Source organism: Flavobacterium sp. RSSA_27 (assembly GCF_051547125.1).
GTDB lineage: Bacteria > Bacteroidota > Bacteroidia > Flavobacteriales > Flavobacteriaceae > Flavobacterium.
In genome coordinates, this window is the sequence record NZ_JBPTTN010000001.1 from 186,608 (window position 1) to 202,289 (window position 15,682).

16 protein-coding genes are annotated in these 15,682 nt (G+C 33.2%); 5 read left to right on the plus strand and 11 right to left on the minus strand.

Annotation, left to right across the window (positions count from 1 at the left end):
- Positions 1-299 precede the first annotated feature (299 nt).
- From ACSVH5_RS00800 to ACSVH5_RS00815, 4 genes are read left to right on the plus strand one after another with little or no spacing between them, the layout of a single operon-like run.
- Positions 300-905 carry an RNA polymerase sigma factor gene (locus ACSVH5_RS00800; RefSeq protein ID WP_438059561.1) on the plus strand — a complete coding sequence of 202 codons (606 nt, stop codon included), beginning with the start codon at positions 300-302 and terminating at the stop codon, positions 903-905.
- On the plus strand, positions 895-1,440 hold the full coding sequence (locus tag ACSVH5_RS00805; RefSeq protein WP_438059562.1) for an anti-sigma factor: 546 nt from the start codon (positions 895-897) through the stop codon (positions 1,438-1,440). The genes ACSVH5_RS00800 and ACSVH5_RS00805 overlap by 11 nt, the downstream gene beginning before the upstream one ends.
- The gene (locus tag ACSVH5_RS00810; protein WP_438059563.1) at positions 1,424-2,485 is read left to right on the plus strand and encodes a hypothetical protein; all 1,062 of its coding nucleotides are present in this window, start codon (positions 1,424-1,426) and stop codon (positions 2,483-2,485) included. Before ACSVH5_RS00805 ends, ACSVH5_RS00810 begins: the two co-directional genes overlap by 17 nt.
- An 18-nt stretch (positions 2,486-2,503) precedes the next feature.
- The gene (locus ACSVH5_RS00815) at positions 2,504-3,238 is read left to right on the plus strand and encodes a head GIN domain-containing protein (protein ID WP_438059564.1); all 735 of its coding nucleotides are present in this window, start codon (positions 2,504-2,506) and stop codon (positions 3,236-3,238) included.
- Positions 3,239-3,252: 14 nt separating this feature from the next.
- Here the strand turns inward: ACSVH5_RS00815 and ACSVH5_RS00820 are convergent, their stop codons facing one another.
- The 11 genes from ACSVH5_RS00820 to ACSVH5_RS00870 form a co-directional block, all read right to left on the minus strand.
- Positions 3,253-4,599 (minus strand): MFS transporter, encoded by a 1,347-nt coding sequence (locus ACSVH5_RS00820; RefSeq protein ID WP_438059565.1) that lies wholly within the window; start codon positions 4,597-4,599, stop codon positions 3,253-3,255.
- Between the two features lie 129 nt (positions 4,600-4,728).
- Positions 4,729-5,544, minus strand: a complete 816-nt coding sequence (locus ACSVH5_RS00825) for a M48 family metallopeptidase (protein WP_438059566.1) — start codon at positions 5,542-5,544, stop codon at positions 4,729-4,731.
- A gap of 193 nt (positions 5,545-5,737) precedes the next feature.
- The gene (locus ACSVH5_RS00830) at positions 5,738-6,160 is read right to left on the minus strand and encodes a hypothetical protein (RefSeq protein WP_438059567.1); all 423 of its coding nucleotides are present in this window, start codon (positions 6,158-6,160) and stop codon (positions 5,738-5,740) included.
- 73 nt (positions 6,161-6,233) lie between these two features.
- A complete protein-coding gene (gene sucD / locus ACSVH5_RS00835) occupies positions 6,234-7,106 on the minus strand; it encodes a succinate--CoA ligase subunit alpha (protein WP_438059568.1) in 873 nt (290 codons plus the stop codon).
- Positions 7,107-7,191: 85 nt separating this feature from the next.
- Positions 7,192-7,554: a nuclear transport factor 2 family protein gene (locus ACSVH5_RS00840; protein ID WP_438059569.1), complete on the minus strand. Its 363-nt coding sequence runs from the start codon at positions 7,552-7,554 to the stop codon at positions 7,192-7,194.
- Position 7,555: 1 nt separating this feature from the next.
- Entirely contained in the window at positions 7,556-8,485 is a 930-nt protein-coding gene (locus tag ACSVH5_RS00845) for a UDP-3-O-(3-hydroxymyristoyl)glucosamine N-acyltransferase (protein ID WP_438059570.1), read from the minus strand.
- Between the two features lie 173 nt (positions 8,486-8,658).
- Positions 8,659-9,225 (minus strand): elongation factor P, encoded by a 567-nt coding sequence (gene efp, locus ACSVH5_RS00850; protein ID WP_438059571.1) that lies wholly within the window; start codon positions 9,223-9,225, stop codon positions 8,659-8,661.
- 30 nt (positions 9,226-9,255) lie between these two features.
- The gene (lpxA, locus tag ACSVH5_RS00855; RefSeq protein ID WP_159684876.1) at positions 9,256-10,041 is read right to left on the minus strand and encodes an acyl-ACP--UDP-N-acetylglucosamine O-acyltransferase; all 786 of its coding nucleotides are present in this window, start codon (positions 10,039-10,041) and stop codon (positions 9,256-9,258) included.
- Positions 10,042-10,116: 75 nt separating this feature from the next.
- Positions 10,117-11,505 carry a bifunctional UDP-3-O-[3-hydroxymyristoyl] N-acetylglucosamine deacetylase/3-hydroxyacyl-ACP dehydratase gene (locus ACSVH5_RS00860; RefSeq protein ID WP_438059572.1) on the minus strand — a complete coding sequence of 463 codons (1,389 nt, stop codon included), beginning with the start codon at positions 11,503-11,505 and terminating at the stop codon, positions 10,117-10,119.
- Positions 11,498-12,538, minus strand: coding sequence for a UDP-3-O-(3-hydroxymyristoyl)glucosamine N-acyltransferase (lpxD, locus tag ACSVH5_RS00865; RefSeq protein WP_438059573.1), 1,041 nt, complete (start codon positions 12,536-12,538; stop codon positions 11,498-11,500). The genes ACSVH5_RS00860 and lpxD overlap by 8 nt, the downstream gene beginning before the upstream one ends.
- A gap of 130 nt (positions 12,539-12,668) precedes the next feature.
- Positions 12,669-13,898 (minus strand): HD domain-containing protein, encoded by a 1,230-nt coding sequence (locus tag ACSVH5_RS00870; RefSeq protein WP_438059574.1) that lies wholly within the window; start codon positions 13,896-13,898, stop codon positions 12,669-12,671.
- Between the two features lie 230 nt (positions 13,899-14,128).
- Here ACSVH5_RS00870 and ACSVH5_RS00875 point away from each other — a divergent pair, with 230 nt between their 5' ends.
- Positions 14,129-15,682: a PglZ domain-containing protein gene (locus ACSVH5_RS00875; RefSeq protein WP_438059575.1), complete on the plus strand. Its 1,554-nt coding sequence runs from the start codon at positions 14,129-14,131 to the stop codon at positions 15,680-15,682.

Consider the following 15,682-nt stretch of genomic DNA (forward strand, 5'->3'; position numbering starts at 1 on the left):
TATAGTTATTTGGAACAGAGAAAATTTACTTTTGAAGTTATAATTTGGGGTTTGAATTTAATAAAAGTAAATACAAGAAAAGAAATGATAATACATCAAAATTGAAAAGCATATAGAATGGCAGCGGTATCCTTTACATTTTTACTTTTAAAAAACAAAAATAGAAAGAACATACAAAGGTTTACAAATACAAAAACTTTCTGCTTCAAATCAACTAAAAGAAATTAAGAATTAAGCATTTCATCTTCTAAACATTTAATTTGATACCTTTAAAATTCTTTTTTTTACAAAACTGTAACATGGCTCAAAACGAGACGTCTTTCATTAAAACGATCAATCACTACTTGTCCTATCAGCAATTACATATCGAAGAATTGGTAACCCTTTGCCAACAACAAAACCAAAAGGCTCAGTTTGAAGTCTATAATAGGTATTGCAAGGCTATGTATAATGTGGCTTTTCGTATGGTAAAAGATGAGCATTTTGCTGAGGATGTGATGCAAGAGAGTTTTTTGAAAGCATTTACCAAAATTGACTCGTATAAAAAAGAAGTGGCTTTTGGCGCATGGTTGAAACGTATTGTAATTAATTACAGCATTGATTTTTGTAAAAAGAACAACAAACTAAAAGTAGATGATTTCGAGAAAAATTTATATAAAATAGAAGATAAAGAGACCGAATTTACCGATGTTATCAATTTTGATGAAATAAAAGTAAAAGAGGTTTTGCAAGCTATACAATCGCTAAAAAGCAGTTACAGTACAGTATTGACTTTGTTTTATATTGAAGGTTACGACCAAGAAGAAATTAGCGAAATTCTAAAGATAAGCTATGCAAATTGTAGAACAACTTTGAGCAGAGCTAAAGAAAGTTTAAGAAATAAATTACGTGAATATGACCAATGAAGATGAAAAATTAGAACAATTGTTTAGCAAATTCGACTCAGAATGGGATGTTTTAGCAATGCCCAATAATCATGAGAGTCGTTTTTTGAACAAGCTTGAAAACACAAGCCTCAAAAGAAAGAAAAGAAATATTTATACCATGATTGCAATTGCGGCATCATTAGTAGTGATGTTCAGTTTATCTTTCTTTTTTAAGCCCGAAGCCAAGACCAATCACTTGACATTTGCCTCTAAAGAAACCAAACAAACGGATTCGATTTTTACAGTTTTGATTAAACATGAATTGAATAAATTGAAGGAGAAAAATTCGCCTAGTAATCAAAAAATTATTGCTGATGCGCTACAACAAATGAAAATTTTAGACAATGATTATCAAAATATCATCAAGGAAATTGCCACCAATGGAGAAAACAAACAAATTATTTATGCGATGATTAGCAATTTGCAAACTCGAATTTCATTCTTACAAAACGTACTGACCCAAATAGAAACAACAGAACAACTTAATACTTCAAATGATGAAAAAACTTTATAAAACTATCATTGTTTTCTTGCTATTTCCACTACTTGGTTTTGCCAATGATGATGCAATTATTACTAAGCAAAAAAACATCAAAAAAGCTTTCATGGTCAACGCTGATGCAGGTATTGATATTACTAATACCTACGGAACTGTGTTCGTAACAACTTGGGATGAAGATAAAATTGAACTTGACATTTTGATAAAAGTAAGTGGTGATAATGAAAGCTGGGTTACTCAAAAACTAAATGATATTACCATAGACATCAACGCACTAAAATCAATGGTAACCGCCAAAACCCTAATTGAAAATAATAATTATCGCTCTAAAGGAAGAAACAACAGTTTTGAAATCAATTATGTAATCAAAATTCCAAAAAATGGAAGCGTAACAATTGATAACAAATACGGAAATATCTCTACTAGCGATTTGAATGCTCCCACAAATATCATTTGCAAATATGGAAAAATTACTTTGGGTAGATTGAATAGCAACAAAAACAACATCACAATAGAATACTGCTCTAATTCCAGCATTTCTTATTTAAAAAATGGTTTCATCACTGGACGTTATTCAGGACTTAGTATTGATGCCCTCTCTAAAATTGATTTAATTTCTGACTACACAGACACTTCGATTGACGAAGCCGGTGATGTAAAATATACCAGCAAATACGGGACAGTAAAAATAAAAGAAGTGAATTCGCTTGAAGGAATCGGAAATTATTTAACCATTAAAGTGGGAACGTTGAACAATCAATTAAAATTACAAACCAAATACAGCAGCATAGATGTTGGATTAGTGCAAGCCAAAGCCAATTCAATTGCAATTAATGCTGGATATACTGGAGTAAAAGTAGGTTTTAGCCCAAATTATGCTTTTGATTTTGATGTAACCCTTCGTTATGCAGACTTCAAATACGATAGCGATTTTGAATTCTCAAACAAAGCGGAGACCAATTACACCAAAAATTTTAACGGCTATTATAAGAAAAAAGGAGTGAATACGGTCGTTATTACTTCTGAATATGGAAATGTAACATTAACTAAAAAACTATAACTATAAAAAATAACACCTATGAAAAATCTATCTATTGCGAGTGTTTTACTACTCACTTTTAGCACTTTTTTGTCTTATGGACAATGGAATATGGGAAAACAAATTAAAGGCAACGGCAATGTGATTACAGAAACCCGAACTACTACAAGTTATGATGCAATAAAAGTTTCTGGCTTTTTTGATGTGGATTTAGTATCTGGAAAAGAAGGAAGTATCACTATCAAAGGAGAAGAAAATATCTTGGATTATATTGATGTAGAAGTAGTTGATAATGTCTTAAAAATTGGAACTGAAAAAGGATATAATTTCAAGTTATCTCCAGGGAAATCAGTTCATATTACCATTCCTTTCGAATCGATTAATGGCTTGGTATTAAGCGGTTCAGGCGATATTGTTTGTAAAGATGTTATCAAAACGGATGCTTTCGACGCCAAACTTTCAGGTTCTGGGGATTTAAAACTAGCAGTAGATGCTCAAAAATTCAACATGAGTTTGAGCGGTTCTGGAGACATTGTTTTAAGCGGAACTGCCAATGATTTTACTAGCAGTATTTCTGGTTCAGGAGACATCAATGCTTCAGACTTAAAATCAAAAACAGCCTCAATCAGCATTTCAGGTTCTGGTGATACGAAAGTAAGTTGTTCCGAGAGTCTATACGCACGAGTTTCTGGTTCAGGAGATATTGTGTATTATGGAAATCCAACCAAAAAAGACACTAAAGTGGTTGGTTCTGGAGAAATATCTAAAGGGTAATTATTTTTTTCAATTTAATGATCAAAAGCGTCTTTATTTAGGACGCTTTTTTTTGGTGGTACACGTTTTAACAAAAGAACTGCAATAAAAAAGAATAAAGCCAAGAAAACAATGGCAAATCTTGGACTACCAGTCACTTGGTCGATTATGCCATACACACACATACCTATTACGATACCCACTTTTTCAGCTACATCATAAAAACTAAAAAAGGAAGCAGTATCAGTAGTCTCTGGTAAATATTTAGAATAAGTGGATCGCGATAAAGCCTGAATCCCTCCCATTACTAGACCTACAAAAGCAGCCATAATATAAAACTGAATAGGTAATGTTATGATAAAAGCACCAATACAAAGTAATAACCAGAAACTATTAATCACGATTAGGGTTTTGATATTCCCAAATTTCTCTGAAGCTTTTGATGTCAAATAAGCACCAAGAACCGCCACCAATTGAATCAATAGAATACATATTATCAATCCTGTCGTGCTATCTTCCTTTGTTTTCCATTCGATTTCTTGAGCTCCAAAATAAGTAGCCACTAACATCACTGTTTGCACCGCCATACTTGAAACAAAAAAACCATACAAATAACGCTTCAAAGGCAAATTTTCACTCAGTATAAACCATACTTTTTTTAGTTCTTTAAAGCCATTGAAGATGATATCTCTATTGATAGGTTCATCTGCTTTTTTATTCCCTTTTGGTAAAAAATAATAAGTATACTGACTGAATAAAATCCACCAAACTCCAACCATTACAAACGAATAGCGCATTGCTTTCATTGCTGCTTCACCTTCAGTTCCTGTGATTCCAAATAATTTTGGCTTCATAATCATAGCCAAATTGATAATCAATAAAATCACACTACCTATGTATCCCAAAGAATAACCTTTGGCACTAATCGCATCTTGTTGCTCTGTAAAAGCAATATCTGGTAAATAGGAATTATAAAAAACTAAACTTCCCCAATACCCTAGTAATCCAAGAAAATAGAATAATAATCCACTGTAAATTGAATCTAAATCAAACCAATACAATCCCATACAAGACAAAGCTCCTAAGTAGCAAAAAAACTTCATAAAGCTTTTTTTATTCCCCACATAATCAGCAATTCCTGATAACAATGGCGAAATAAAAGCTACCACCAAAAAAGCCAAAGCAGTTATAAAACTTATCAAAGCTGAGTTTTTTAAATGCATTCCAAATACATCAATATAATGACTCTTACCAGTAAATAAAGCTTCATAAAATATTGGAAAAACAGCCGATGCAATGGTTAAAGTATATACTGAATTTGCCCAATCATAGAATGCCCAAGCATCTAGTAATTTTTTATCTCCTTTAGGTAAGTTTGCCATAGATTGTTGGTTCTTTTTATGTGGTGTAAATGTATCTTTTTTCTTTGATTATAAAATAATTCTCTTTAAACAATAGCAAAATAAAAGCCAAGTCAAAGCTTGGCTTTAGCATCAATCTACTACATTAACTTAATATATTTTTCCAAATTTCGCAGCCATTGCTTTAGCTTGTGGTACTAAATTTTGCAAATTAGCGACACGAGTTGCGTCTGAAGGGTGAGTACTCATAAATTCTGGTTGTGTTTTACCACCAGATTGCGCTGCCATTCGTTTCCAAAAAGCTATGGCTTCTTGTGGGTTATAACCTGCTATTGCCATTAAAGTTAACCCAATTTGATCAGCTTCACTTTCATGCGCTCGACTAAATGGGAGCATTACTCCTACTTGAGAACCTACGCCATATAGCTGTTGCCATAAAAATTGATTCTCAGCTGATTGACCCCCAGTTGCCAATGCAACACCTACAGCTCCAAGTCCTTGAAGCTTTGAGGCACTCATGCGTTGAGCACCATGATTTGCTAATGCATGTGCAACTTCATGAGCCATTACTGTGGCCAAACCTGCTTCATCTTTAGTAACCGCTAAAATACCTGTATAAACTACAATTTTTCCTCCTGGTAAACACCAAGCGTTTAAATCTTTACTTTCAACTAATTTATATTCCCAACGGTAGTCGTTCAAATATTGATTTTGACCAACAGAATTTAAATACTTTTCTGCTGCTTCTTTTATTTTAACACCAATATTTTCAACTTGTTTGGCTTCTGCAGTTCCTTGAACTACTTTATTTTCTTTAATGAATTTGCCATATTGCTGAAATGAAGCTGGAAACAATTCGCTATTCGAAACAAGATTTAATGTTTTTTTTCCAGTCATTGGATTAGTGGCACATGAACTGTAAATCAGCAATACAAAAATTGTAAGTAATAAAGCATACTTTTTCATAATTATAATTTTTTTGAATACACAAAATTAAGGCATTTTTTAAGCCATTTACCATTTTTTAAACAACTAAAAGCATTTTACTTTTCAGTACAATTGCAAAGCAAAACAAAACAAATGATACTGCTATATAGAATAAATAAAAAAATCTCACAGCTAATAAACTATGAGATTTTTTTAGAGTTATTTTTTTTAATTAAAAAGCAACATTCCATCGAGGTAATCTACCCTTTTCATCTAGAAAATACTGTAAAATCTGACCTTCAACACTAGTAGGTATTGCTTTTACTTCATCATTAAAGGTTTCATACCAAACCACTTCAAGCGAGGTGATGCTTTCTAATTTCATTTGTGCTGGCCATGAATACTTTCTTCCTGTTTTAGCGAATTGATGTCCTTCAATAATTTTATCTGCCAATCCGCCTTTTTTTATTTTCAACGTCCCGTTATTTTGAACTGTCCCTGAAGACCCCACCATAATCAACTCCCTGTGGGCTGTTAAATCATAGACCAAAAAAACACCACAACCATCAGAAGCATTACAAACTTGCTCTAAACTATCCTCTGTAGAAAACATAAAACTATTGGTAACTGTAAACTTTTCTAATTCTTTATACATTTTACTTTATTTAAACAAAATGCCTCACAAAATCGTGAGGCATTTTGAGATTTATAATTTTTAAATTAGGAAACTATCCTAAAACTTCTTTTACTTTTTTACCAATTTCGGCTGGAGAATCAACAACGTGAATTCCGTTCTCTCTCATGATTTGTTTTTTGGCAGCAGCAGTATCATCAGATCCTCCAACAATTGCTCCAGCATGTCCCATAGTTCTACCTGCAGGTGCTGTTTCACCAGCAATAAAACCTACGACTGGTTTACGGTTACCATCTGCTTTAATCCATTTAGCAGCATCTGCTTCTAATTGACCACCAATTTCACCAATCATAACAATACATTCTGTTTCAGGGTCATTCATCAATAATTCTACTGCTTCTTTTGTAGTAGTTCCAATAATTGGATCTCCACCTATTCCAATAGCTGTAGTGATACCTAATCCTTGTTTTACAACTTGGTCAGCTGCTTCATAAGTTAAAGTACCAGATTTAGAAACAATACCTACTGTACCTTTTTTGAAAACGAAACCTGGCATAATTCCAACTTTAGCTTCTCCTGGAGTAATAACACCTGGACAATTTGGTCCTATTAATCGAGCATTTCTTTCTTTTACATAAGCATTAGCTTTGATCATATCTGCAACAGGAATTCCTTCTGTAATTGCAATGATAACTTTAATACCCGCATCAGCAGCTTCCATAATAGCGTCGGCAGCAAAAGCAGGTGGAACAAAAATGATAGTAGTATCTGCTCCAGCTTGTTCTACAGCGTCTTTTACTGTATTAAAAACTGGCAAATCTAAGTGTGTAGACCCTCCTTTACCTGGAGTTACACCACCCACAACATTTGTTCCGTATTCAATCATTTGAGAAGCGTGGAAAGTTCCTTCGCTACCAGTGAATCCTTGAACAATAATTTTAGAATCTTTATTAACTAAAACACTCATGATATATTTTTTATGTAGTTTTTAAAATTGTGTTGCAAAAGTAAGGTTTTTGAAATTATTTCAAACTCATTTGGTCTCAAATTATTTAGGATAATTGACTCATTTGATACCCTCGGTATAATTTATCATCTTTAATTTCCCAAATTGTCATAAAATGTGCCAACAACATTTCTTCTCTTGGGTTTTCAATTGTTTTTACAAAATGAGAATAACGTACAGAAATCATCTCATTTTCTTCCACAATATGACTAATTCTGGCTTTGGATCTAACATAGGCTTTATGAAGTTGATTGGCTAAATTGATCAAAGAATCATAATTTAATTGAACAAAACCTTCTGTAGAATACCAATCAATAATAATTTCTGGATGAATAAACTCTTTTAAAATTGAACTATCAATCAAAGCATCCGACTTGTAAAATGCTTTAACAAAATCTTTTGCAGACATATTATTTTAATTTATTTAATATTTCGGGAATCTTTTTAATATTCGCTAATTGTTTTAATTTTTCTCTAGATTCTTGTATTGGTGTTCCAAAATAAGACTTTCCTCCTTCTACAGATTTTGTAACACCTGTTTGCCCCATAACAACTGCTTTAGAACCAATTGTTATTCCGCTAGTGGTTCCTACTTGTCCCCACAAAGTAACCTCGTCTTCAATAATGACACAACCTGCAATTCCTGTTTGAGAGGCTATCAAACATTTTTTACCGATTACTGTATCGTGTCCTACATGAACTTGATTATCCAGTTTAGTTCCTTCTCCAATAGTTGTATCACCAGTAACTCCTTTATCTATCGTACAAAGAGCACCAATACCCACATTGTCTTCAATAACAACTCTTCCACCAGAAATGAGCTGATCAAAACCTGTTGCTCTTTTTTTGTAATAAAAAGCATCCGCGCCTAAAACCGTTCCTGCATGAATAATTACATTGTTTCCTATTACTGTATTGTCGTAGATGGCAACATTTGGATGGATAAAACAATCGTCACCAATAACTACTCCGTTACCAATGAAAACATTAGGCTGTATTACCGTATTTGCACCAATCTTTGCCGATGGTGAAATCGCAGTATTTGAAGCAACAAATGGCTTAAAATGCTTCGTTAACTTGTTAAAATCCCTAAATGGATCATCAGAAATCAAGAGCGCTTTGCCTTCTGGACAGGCTACTTCTTTATTAATTAAAACTATAGTTGCAGCAGATTGCAAAGCCTTGTCATAGTATTTCGGATGATCAACAAATACTATGTCACCAGGCTCTACTACGTGTATTTCATTCATCCCAAAAACGGGAAACGCAGGATCTCCAACATATGTACATTCAATTAAGGTAGCTATGTCTTGTAAGGAATATTCTTTGTGAAACTTCATATGTGTATTTTTGTTGGGTGATCACATATGGTATCGCCAAATTTCAAGGTAGTATGCAAAGAAATTACTATTGGCGATTTCATAAAATCATTTGTTTTAAAACAAAGTATTCAGTCATAGCCCATATATATATTAAAATTGTAAGCCATGACTGAAAACCTATACTTATAGAATTATTCCTTTACACGTTCCATATAAGAACTTGTAGCGGTATCGATTTTAATTTTATCTCCTTCATTTATAAAAAGAGGAACGTTTACAGTAGCACCAGTCTCTACAGTAGCTGGTTTAGTAGCATTTGTTGCCGTGTTCCCTTTTACACCTGGTTCGGTGTAAGTCACCTCTAAAACTACTGAAGGAGCCATATCAACAGAAAGTGGCAAATCTGTCTCAGTATTGATCTGAATCATTACATTTTCACCTTCTTTTAATAAATCTGGAGCATCCAAAACATTTCTGTTTAATGTAATTTGCTCGAATGTTTCAGCATTCATAAAATGAAATTCGTTCCCTTCTGGATACAAAAATTGGAAAGTATGTGTCTCTACTCTTACCACATCAATCTTATGTCCAGCAGAAAACGTATTATCCAACACTTTACCATTCGTCAATGATTTTAATTTAGTTCTTACAAAAGCAGGACCTTTTCCTGGCTTTACATGAAGAAACTCAATGATTTTATAAATATCGTGGTTGTGTTTGATACAAAGTCCGTTTTTAATATCTGAAGTAGATGCCATTGTTTTTTATTTAATAATTTTTGTTTGTTTTTAATAATTTCCTGAGTAGCCTTTCATTACTCCTCTTGAAGAGTTACGAATAAAATCAATTATTTCGTCACGCTCTGGAGTCGCTTCCATTTCTGCCTCAATAATACCTAAGGCTTGGGTTGTATTGTAATTTTTTTGGTACAAAATTCTGTAAATATCTTGAATTTCTTTGATTTTTTCGGTAGTAAAACCTCTTCTTCTTAATCCAACCGAGTTAATACCTACATAAGATAATGGTTCTTTTGCTGCTTTTGTAAAAGGAGGAACATCTTTTCTAACCAATGAACCACCAGAAACCATCGCATGATCCCCAATATGAATGAACTGATGTACAGCTGCTAAACCTCCAATAACGGCATATTTACCTACAATTACATGACCTGCTAAAGCAACTCCATTTACAATAATTGCATTGTCACCGATATGACAATCATGAGCGATATGTGCTGTTGCCATCACTAAGCAATTATTACCTAAAGTTGTTTGTCCCGAAGCAATTGTTCCTCTATTAATGGTAACACATTCTCTAATGGTGCAATTATCTCCGATGATAGCTAAGGAATCCTCTCCACCAAATTTTAAGTCCTGTGGAACTGCTGAAATTACTGCTCCTGGAAAAATATTACAATTTTTACCTATTCGAGCTCCTTCCATAATGGTCACGTTCGAGCCTATCCATGTTCCGTCACCAATCACAACATTATTATGTATAGTAGTAAAAGGTTCTATTACTACATTTTTGGCAATTTTTGCCCCTGGATGAACATATGCTAATGGTTGATTCATACTTTTTGTTTAATCGTTTACCTGATGAATTGAATTAATATATTCCTTCTTTAACAGATCAATTCAGCAAAAAAATTATTGTTTTCTAGCAATTTGAGCCATTAATTCTGCTTCTGCTACTAATCTACCATTAGCATAAGCATTGGCTTGCATATGACAAATTCCACGTCGGATGGGTGTAATTAAGTCACATTTAAATATTAATGTATCTCCTGGTAAGACTTTTTGTTTGAATTTAACATTATCTATTTTCATGAAATAGGTAAGGTAATTTTCTGGATCGGGTACTGTACTTAAGACCAATATTCCTCCTGTTTGTGCCATGGCTTCAACAATTAAAACACCAGGCATTACAGGTGCGTCTGGAAAATGTCCCACAAAAAAGTTCTCATTCATGGTTACATTTTTCATACCGACAACATGGCTTTCAGACATTTCAATGATTCGATCAATCAGTAAAAATGGTGGTCTATGAGGCAATACCGACATAATTTTATGGATATCCATTAAAGGCTCCAAATTCAAATCAAAAACGGGAACATGATTGCGTTGCTCAATTTTGATAAGCTTAGCCATTTTTTTGGCAAATTGAGTATTCACAAAATGTCCTGGTTTATTGGCGATAACTTTTCCTTGAATTTTGGTTCCAATTAAAGCCAAATCACCCACTACATCAAGTAATTTATGACGAGCCGCTTCATTAGGATAATGCAATGTAAGATTATCTAAAATGCCGTTTGGCGTTACAGAGATCGAGTCTTTACCAAATGCTACTTTAAGATTTTGCATGGTGTTTTCAGAAATTTCTTTATCAACATACACTATCGCATTATTAAGATCTCCTCCTTTGATAAGACCATTATCTAAAAGAGATTCTAATTCATGTAAAAAACTAAACGTTCTTGAGGCACTAATTTCAGTTTTGAAATCAGCTATGCTTTTCATATTTGCATTTTGAGTTCCTAAAATTTTAGTCCCAAAATCAACCATGGTAGTTACGCAATAATGATCGTTAGGCATTACCAAAATTTCACTACCCGTAGTTTCATCAGTAAAAGAGATTATTTCCTTAACTACATAAACATTTCGTTTAGCATTTTGTTCTTCAATACCAGCTTTTTCAATGGCCTCAACAAAAAACTTTGAAGATCCATCCATAATTGGTAACTCCGAAGCATTCAATTCAATGATAACATTGTCTAAATCACATCCTTCTAAAGCCGCCAACACATGTTCAGGAGTTTGAATCTTGACCCCTAATTTCTCAAGATTTGTCCCTCTTTGAGTATTTACAACATAATTTGCATCAGCTTCAATGATTGGCTGTCCTTCCAAGTCAATTCGAACAAATGTAAAACCATTATTTACGGGAGCAGGTTTAAATGTCATGGTCACTTCTTTCCCTGTGTGTAATCCAACACCAGTTAAAGAAATCTCCGTTTTGATGGTTTTTTGTTTAACCATTATTTCCATTTTTTTGATTTATTATTTTTTTCAATTCTTCTATTTCTGCCACTAACTGTGGTAACTTTTTAAAATAAACATACGATTTATTAAAATCATTGTATCCAAATGTAGGACTCCCTTGAAGTACTTCATCATCTTTTATGTTTCTAGTGACACCGGACTGTGCTTGAATTCTAACATTATCTCCAAGAATAACATGTCCTGAGATCCCAACCTGGCCGCCAATCATGCCGTTTTTTCCTATTTTTGAAGAACCTGCAATACCGGTTTGAGCTGCAATTACTGTATTTTCACCAATTTCAACATTGTGAGCAATTTGAATTTGATTGTCTAATTTCACCCCACGCCTAATAACTGTAGAGCCTAAAGTAGCTCGATCTATGGTTGTATTGGCTCCCACATCTACCCCATCTTCTAAAACCACATTACCTATTTGCGGAATTTTATCAAAAGTTCCGTCTGGTTTAGGCGCAAAACCAAACCCATCGGACCCTAGCACCACTCCAGAATGTAGAACACAATCATTTCCTATCACAGTTTCGGAGTAAACATTAACACCGGCAAAAATAGTAACATTATTACCAATGACAACATTATCTCCAATAAAACAATTGGGATAGATTTTTACATTGTCACCTATAATTACATTTTGACCAAGGTAACTAAAACTACCTAAATACAAATTGGAACCGTATCTTGCAGTATCAGAAATAACAGAAGGTTGTTCTATTCCAGATTTATTTCTTTTAACTTCATTGTAAAATTCTAAAAGTTTAGTAAATGAAGCATATGCATCTTTAACTTTAATTAAGGTAGTGGCTATTGGAGACTCAGGTTCAAAAGTGTCATTTACAATAGTTATGGATGCTTGTGTTGAATAGATATAATTCAGATACTTGGGATTGGAAAGAAAAGTCAACGACCCTTCTGTACCTTCTTCAATTTTGGATAATCTCGAAACAGAAGCGCTTGGATTCCCCACTACTTCCCCTTCTAAAATACCTGCTATTTGTTCTGCTGTAAATTTCATCTTATTGGATTGTTTTATTCATTAGAATAAGATGGAACTCACTATAAAATGGTCTGTTTATTTTAAAAAATAGAGTACCGGTTCGTTTCATCGCGACAAAAATATAAAAAATAGGTTTTAATTGTAAAAATTATAACAGTTGTTTTGGGAAACAGAGGTAATACTTTGTTACAAACTTAGATACAGACTTAAAATTCAATTGGTCAGATGCATCAACAATATCCTCAATGGTCTTGTCTTTTTTGAGTATCCGAATAGGCTCAGCTTCCTTGCTGTATGCTTGATTTTTGATTTTTCCTCTATAAACAAAGTAATTAGCCTCGGCCAATGTAATTCCATTTTCTAAAACAATTCGTTCTTTTAGTGGTAATAATTCTTCAGTAGTAACTTTTTCACTACTCAACTTTATTTTTAATAAATCCCGATTAATAATCATTTTACTCAACGATGATAAAATAAAATCAGGATGTTCCTGCCACGATTTTAAGGCACTAATGATATCAAAATCATCTAGTTTGGAAAATAGATTCAAGGTTTCTGCATCAAACGTTTCCATTGTTACTTTTTTATGCATAAAAAATGACAGAGGAGAACTTGCCGTTAACTCTTCACCTTTCATAGTAAGCTCTTTGGCTCTCTTTAAAATTTTAGTCAAAATTAATTCAGCAACCAAACTCGTTTTATGAAGATACACTTGCCAATACATCAATCGGCGAGACATCAAAAACTTTTCAACAGTATAAATTCCTTTTTCTTCAATTACCAAAACATCATCAACCACATTCATCATTTGGATAATTCGTTCAGAATTAACATTACCCTCAGAAACTCCTGAATAGAAACTATCTCGTTTTAAATAATCCATTCGATCCATATCCAACTGACTCGAAATCAACTGCAACATAAACTTTCTATGATATTCGCCCTTAAAAACCTGAATCGCTAAGCTTAATTTACCATCGAATTCTTTATTCAATTGCTGCATAAACAACAAAGAGATTTCCTCATGATGTACATCTTCTACAATACTACTTTCCATAGCATGAGAAAAAGGTCCGTGACCTATATCATGCAATAATATGGCAATATACAATGCATTTTCCTCCTCAAAAGAAATCGTAACACCTTTAAAACGAAGTGATTCTACTGCCTTTTGCATGATATGCATACATCCTAAAGCATGATGAAAACGAGTATGATTAGCGCCTGGATAAACCAAATAAGAGAGACCCATCTGAGAAATACGGCGGAGACGTTGAAAATAGGGATGTTGAATTAAATCGTAAATGAGCGCATTGGGGATAGTAATAAACCCATAAATAGGATCATTAAATATTTTTAATTTGTTGATTTGACTCACTTGTACTTGTTTTTTTTTTAGGACGACAAATATAAACAATTTAGACCTTATGCTATTTACTTCAACAAAGTAAAAAATAGTAAGCTTACTGTAAACCAATACGAAAGTCGATTTACCAATACACAAAAAACAAATAAATAGCTAAAAAAATCACAATACCTCCTCAAAGCCTAAGATAATTAATTAATTTGGCTAAAAGTTTTACTAATTTTGATACTTTACCACCAAATATGGATACAATAAAAATACTTTGGGTAGATGATGAAATCGACTTGCTCAAACCACATATTCTGTTTTTAGAAAAGAAAAATTATAGCGTTACAACCTGTAATAATGGTCTTGACGCAGTAACTATTTTTGAAGAAAATAATTTCGATATCGTGTTCTTGGATGAAAATATGCCTGGAATGAGCGGTTTAGAAACCCTTTCTGAAATGAAAGAAAAAAAATCTGCTATCCCCATGATTATGATTACCAAAAGCGAAGAAGAATACATCATGGAAGAAGCTATTGGCTCAAAAATCGCGGATTATTTGATAAAGCCCGTAAATCCAAACCAAATCTTACTTAGTTTAAAAAAGAACTTAGACCACTCTCGATTAATTTCTCAAAAAACAACTTTAGATTATCAAAAGGAATTCAGAAAAATTACCCTAGAGATGGCTATGGTTAATACTTATGAAGACTGGATTGAGCTATACAAAAAACTGTTGTTTTGGGAATTAGAATTAGAAAACATTGATGACCAAAGTATGATCGAGATTTTAGAATCTCAAAAAGTAGAAGCCAATTCGCAGTTTGGTAAATTCATTGAACGTAATTACGAAGATTGGTTTGCACCTAAAAGCGATAAGCCTATACAATCCCATACGCTATTCAAAGAATTGGTCGTACCTGAAATTCTAAAAAAAGATAAACCAGTACTATTTATAGTCATTGACAATTTAAGATACGACCAGTGGAAAGCCTTCGAAAATGTAGTAGCCAACTATTACAAACTTGAAAAAGAAGTCCCCTACTACTCGATTCTTCCTACAGCAACGCAATATGCTCGAAATGCTATTTTTTCTGGATTAACACCACTAGACATGGAGAAAAAGTTTCCACAATACTGGAAAAACGATCCCGAAGAAGGCGGCAAAAATCTTTACGAAGCTGAATTCTTAACCGCCCAACTCAAACGATTAGGACTTGATATTAAAGAAGATTATTTCAAAATCACCAACATAGCTGGAGGAAAAAAACTAGTTGAAAATTTTAAAGCACTAAAAAATAATGACTTGGTAACTATTGTTTACAACTTCGTAGACATGCTTTCACATGCCAAAACAGAAATGGAAGTTGTTAAAGAATTAGCCGCAGATGATAAGGCCTATCGCTCTTTAACCTTGAGTTGGTTCAAAAATTCTCCTTTGCTCGAAATTATCCAACAGGCTCAAAAATTAGGCTTCAAATTGATTTTAACTACCGATCACGGTACTATCAATGTAAAAAACCCATCCAAAGTAGTTGGTGACAAAAACACCAGCTTAAATTTAAGATACAAAACAGGAAGAAGTTTGACCTATGAGCAAAAAGATGTGTATGCAGTAAAAGAACCAAAAGAAATTGGATTACCCGCTATAAATATGACCAGTTCGTATATTTTTGCAAAAAATGATTTGTTTTTGGCCTACGTAAACAATTACAACCATTACGTTAGCTATTACAAAAACACTTATCAACACGGCGGTATTTCATTAGAAGAAATGATTATACCCTTTTTGGTATTCAATCCAAAATAA

What these genes read in the sequence shown, in the direction of transcription:
- ACSVH5_RS00800 (WP_438059561.1), top strand. Translation starts at nt 300, where the DNA reads ATGGCTCAAAACGAGACGTCTTTCATTAAAACGATCAATCACTACTTG.
- ACSVH5_RS00805 (WP_438059562.1), top strand. Translation starts at nt 895, where the DNA reads ATGACCAATGAAGATGAAAAATTAGAACAATTGTTTAGCAAATTCGAC.
- ACSVH5_RS00810 (WP_438059563.1), top strand. Translation starts at nt 1,424, where the DNA reads ATGAAAAAACTTTATAAAACTATCATTGTTTTCTTGCTATTTCCACTA.
- ACSVH5_RS00815 (WP_438059564.1), top strand. Translation starts at nt 2,504, where the DNA reads ATGAAAAATCTATCTATTGCGAGTGTTTTACTACTCACTTTTAGCACT.
- ACSVH5_RS00820 (WP_438059565.1), bottom strand. Translation starts at nt 4,599, where the DNA reads ATGGCAAACTTACCTAAAGGAGATAAAAAATTACTAGATGCTTGGGCA.
- ACSVH5_RS00825 (WP_438059566.1), bottom strand. Translation starts at nt 5,544, where the DNA reads ATGAAAAAGTATGCTTTATTACTTACAATTTTTGTATTGCTGATTTAC.
- ACSVH5_RS00830 (WP_438059567.1), bottom strand. Translation starts at nt 6,160, where the DNA reads ATGTATAAAGAATTAGAAAAGTTTACAGTTACCAATAGTTTTATGTTT.
- sucD (WP_438059568.1), bottom strand. Translation starts at nt 7,106, where the DNA reads ATGAGTGTTTTAGTTAATAAAGATTCTAAAATTATTGTTCAAGGATTC.
- ACSVH5_RS00840 (WP_438059569.1), bottom strand. Translation starts at nt 7,554, where the DNA reads ATGTCTGCAAAAGATTTTGTTAAAGCATTTTACAAGTCGGATGCTTTG.
- ACSVH5_RS00845 (WP_438059570.1), bottom strand. Translation starts at nt 8,485, where the DNA reads ATGAAGTTTCACAAAGAATATTCCTTACAAGACATAGCTACCTTAATT.
- efp (WP_438059571.1), bottom strand. Translation starts at nt 9,225, where the DNA reads ATGGCATCTACTTCAGATATTAAAAACGGACTTTGTATCAAACACAAC.
- lpxA (WP_159684876.1), bottom strand. Translation starts at nt 10,041, where the DNA reads ATGAATCAACCATTAGCATATGTTCATCCAGGGGCAAAAATTGCCAAA.
- ACSVH5_RS00860 (WP_438059572.1), bottom strand. Translation starts at nt 11,505, where the DNA reads ATGGTTAAACAAAAAACCATCAAAACGGAGATTTCTTTAACTGGTGTT.
- lpxD (WP_438059573.1), bottom strand. Translation starts at nt 12,538, where the DNA reads ATGAAATTTACAGCAGAACAAATAGCAGGTATTTTAGAAGGGGAAGTA.
- ACSVH5_RS00875 (WP_438059575.1), top strand. Translation starts at nt 14,129, where the DNA reads ATGGATACAATAAAAATACTTTGGGTAGATGATGAAATCGACTTGCTC.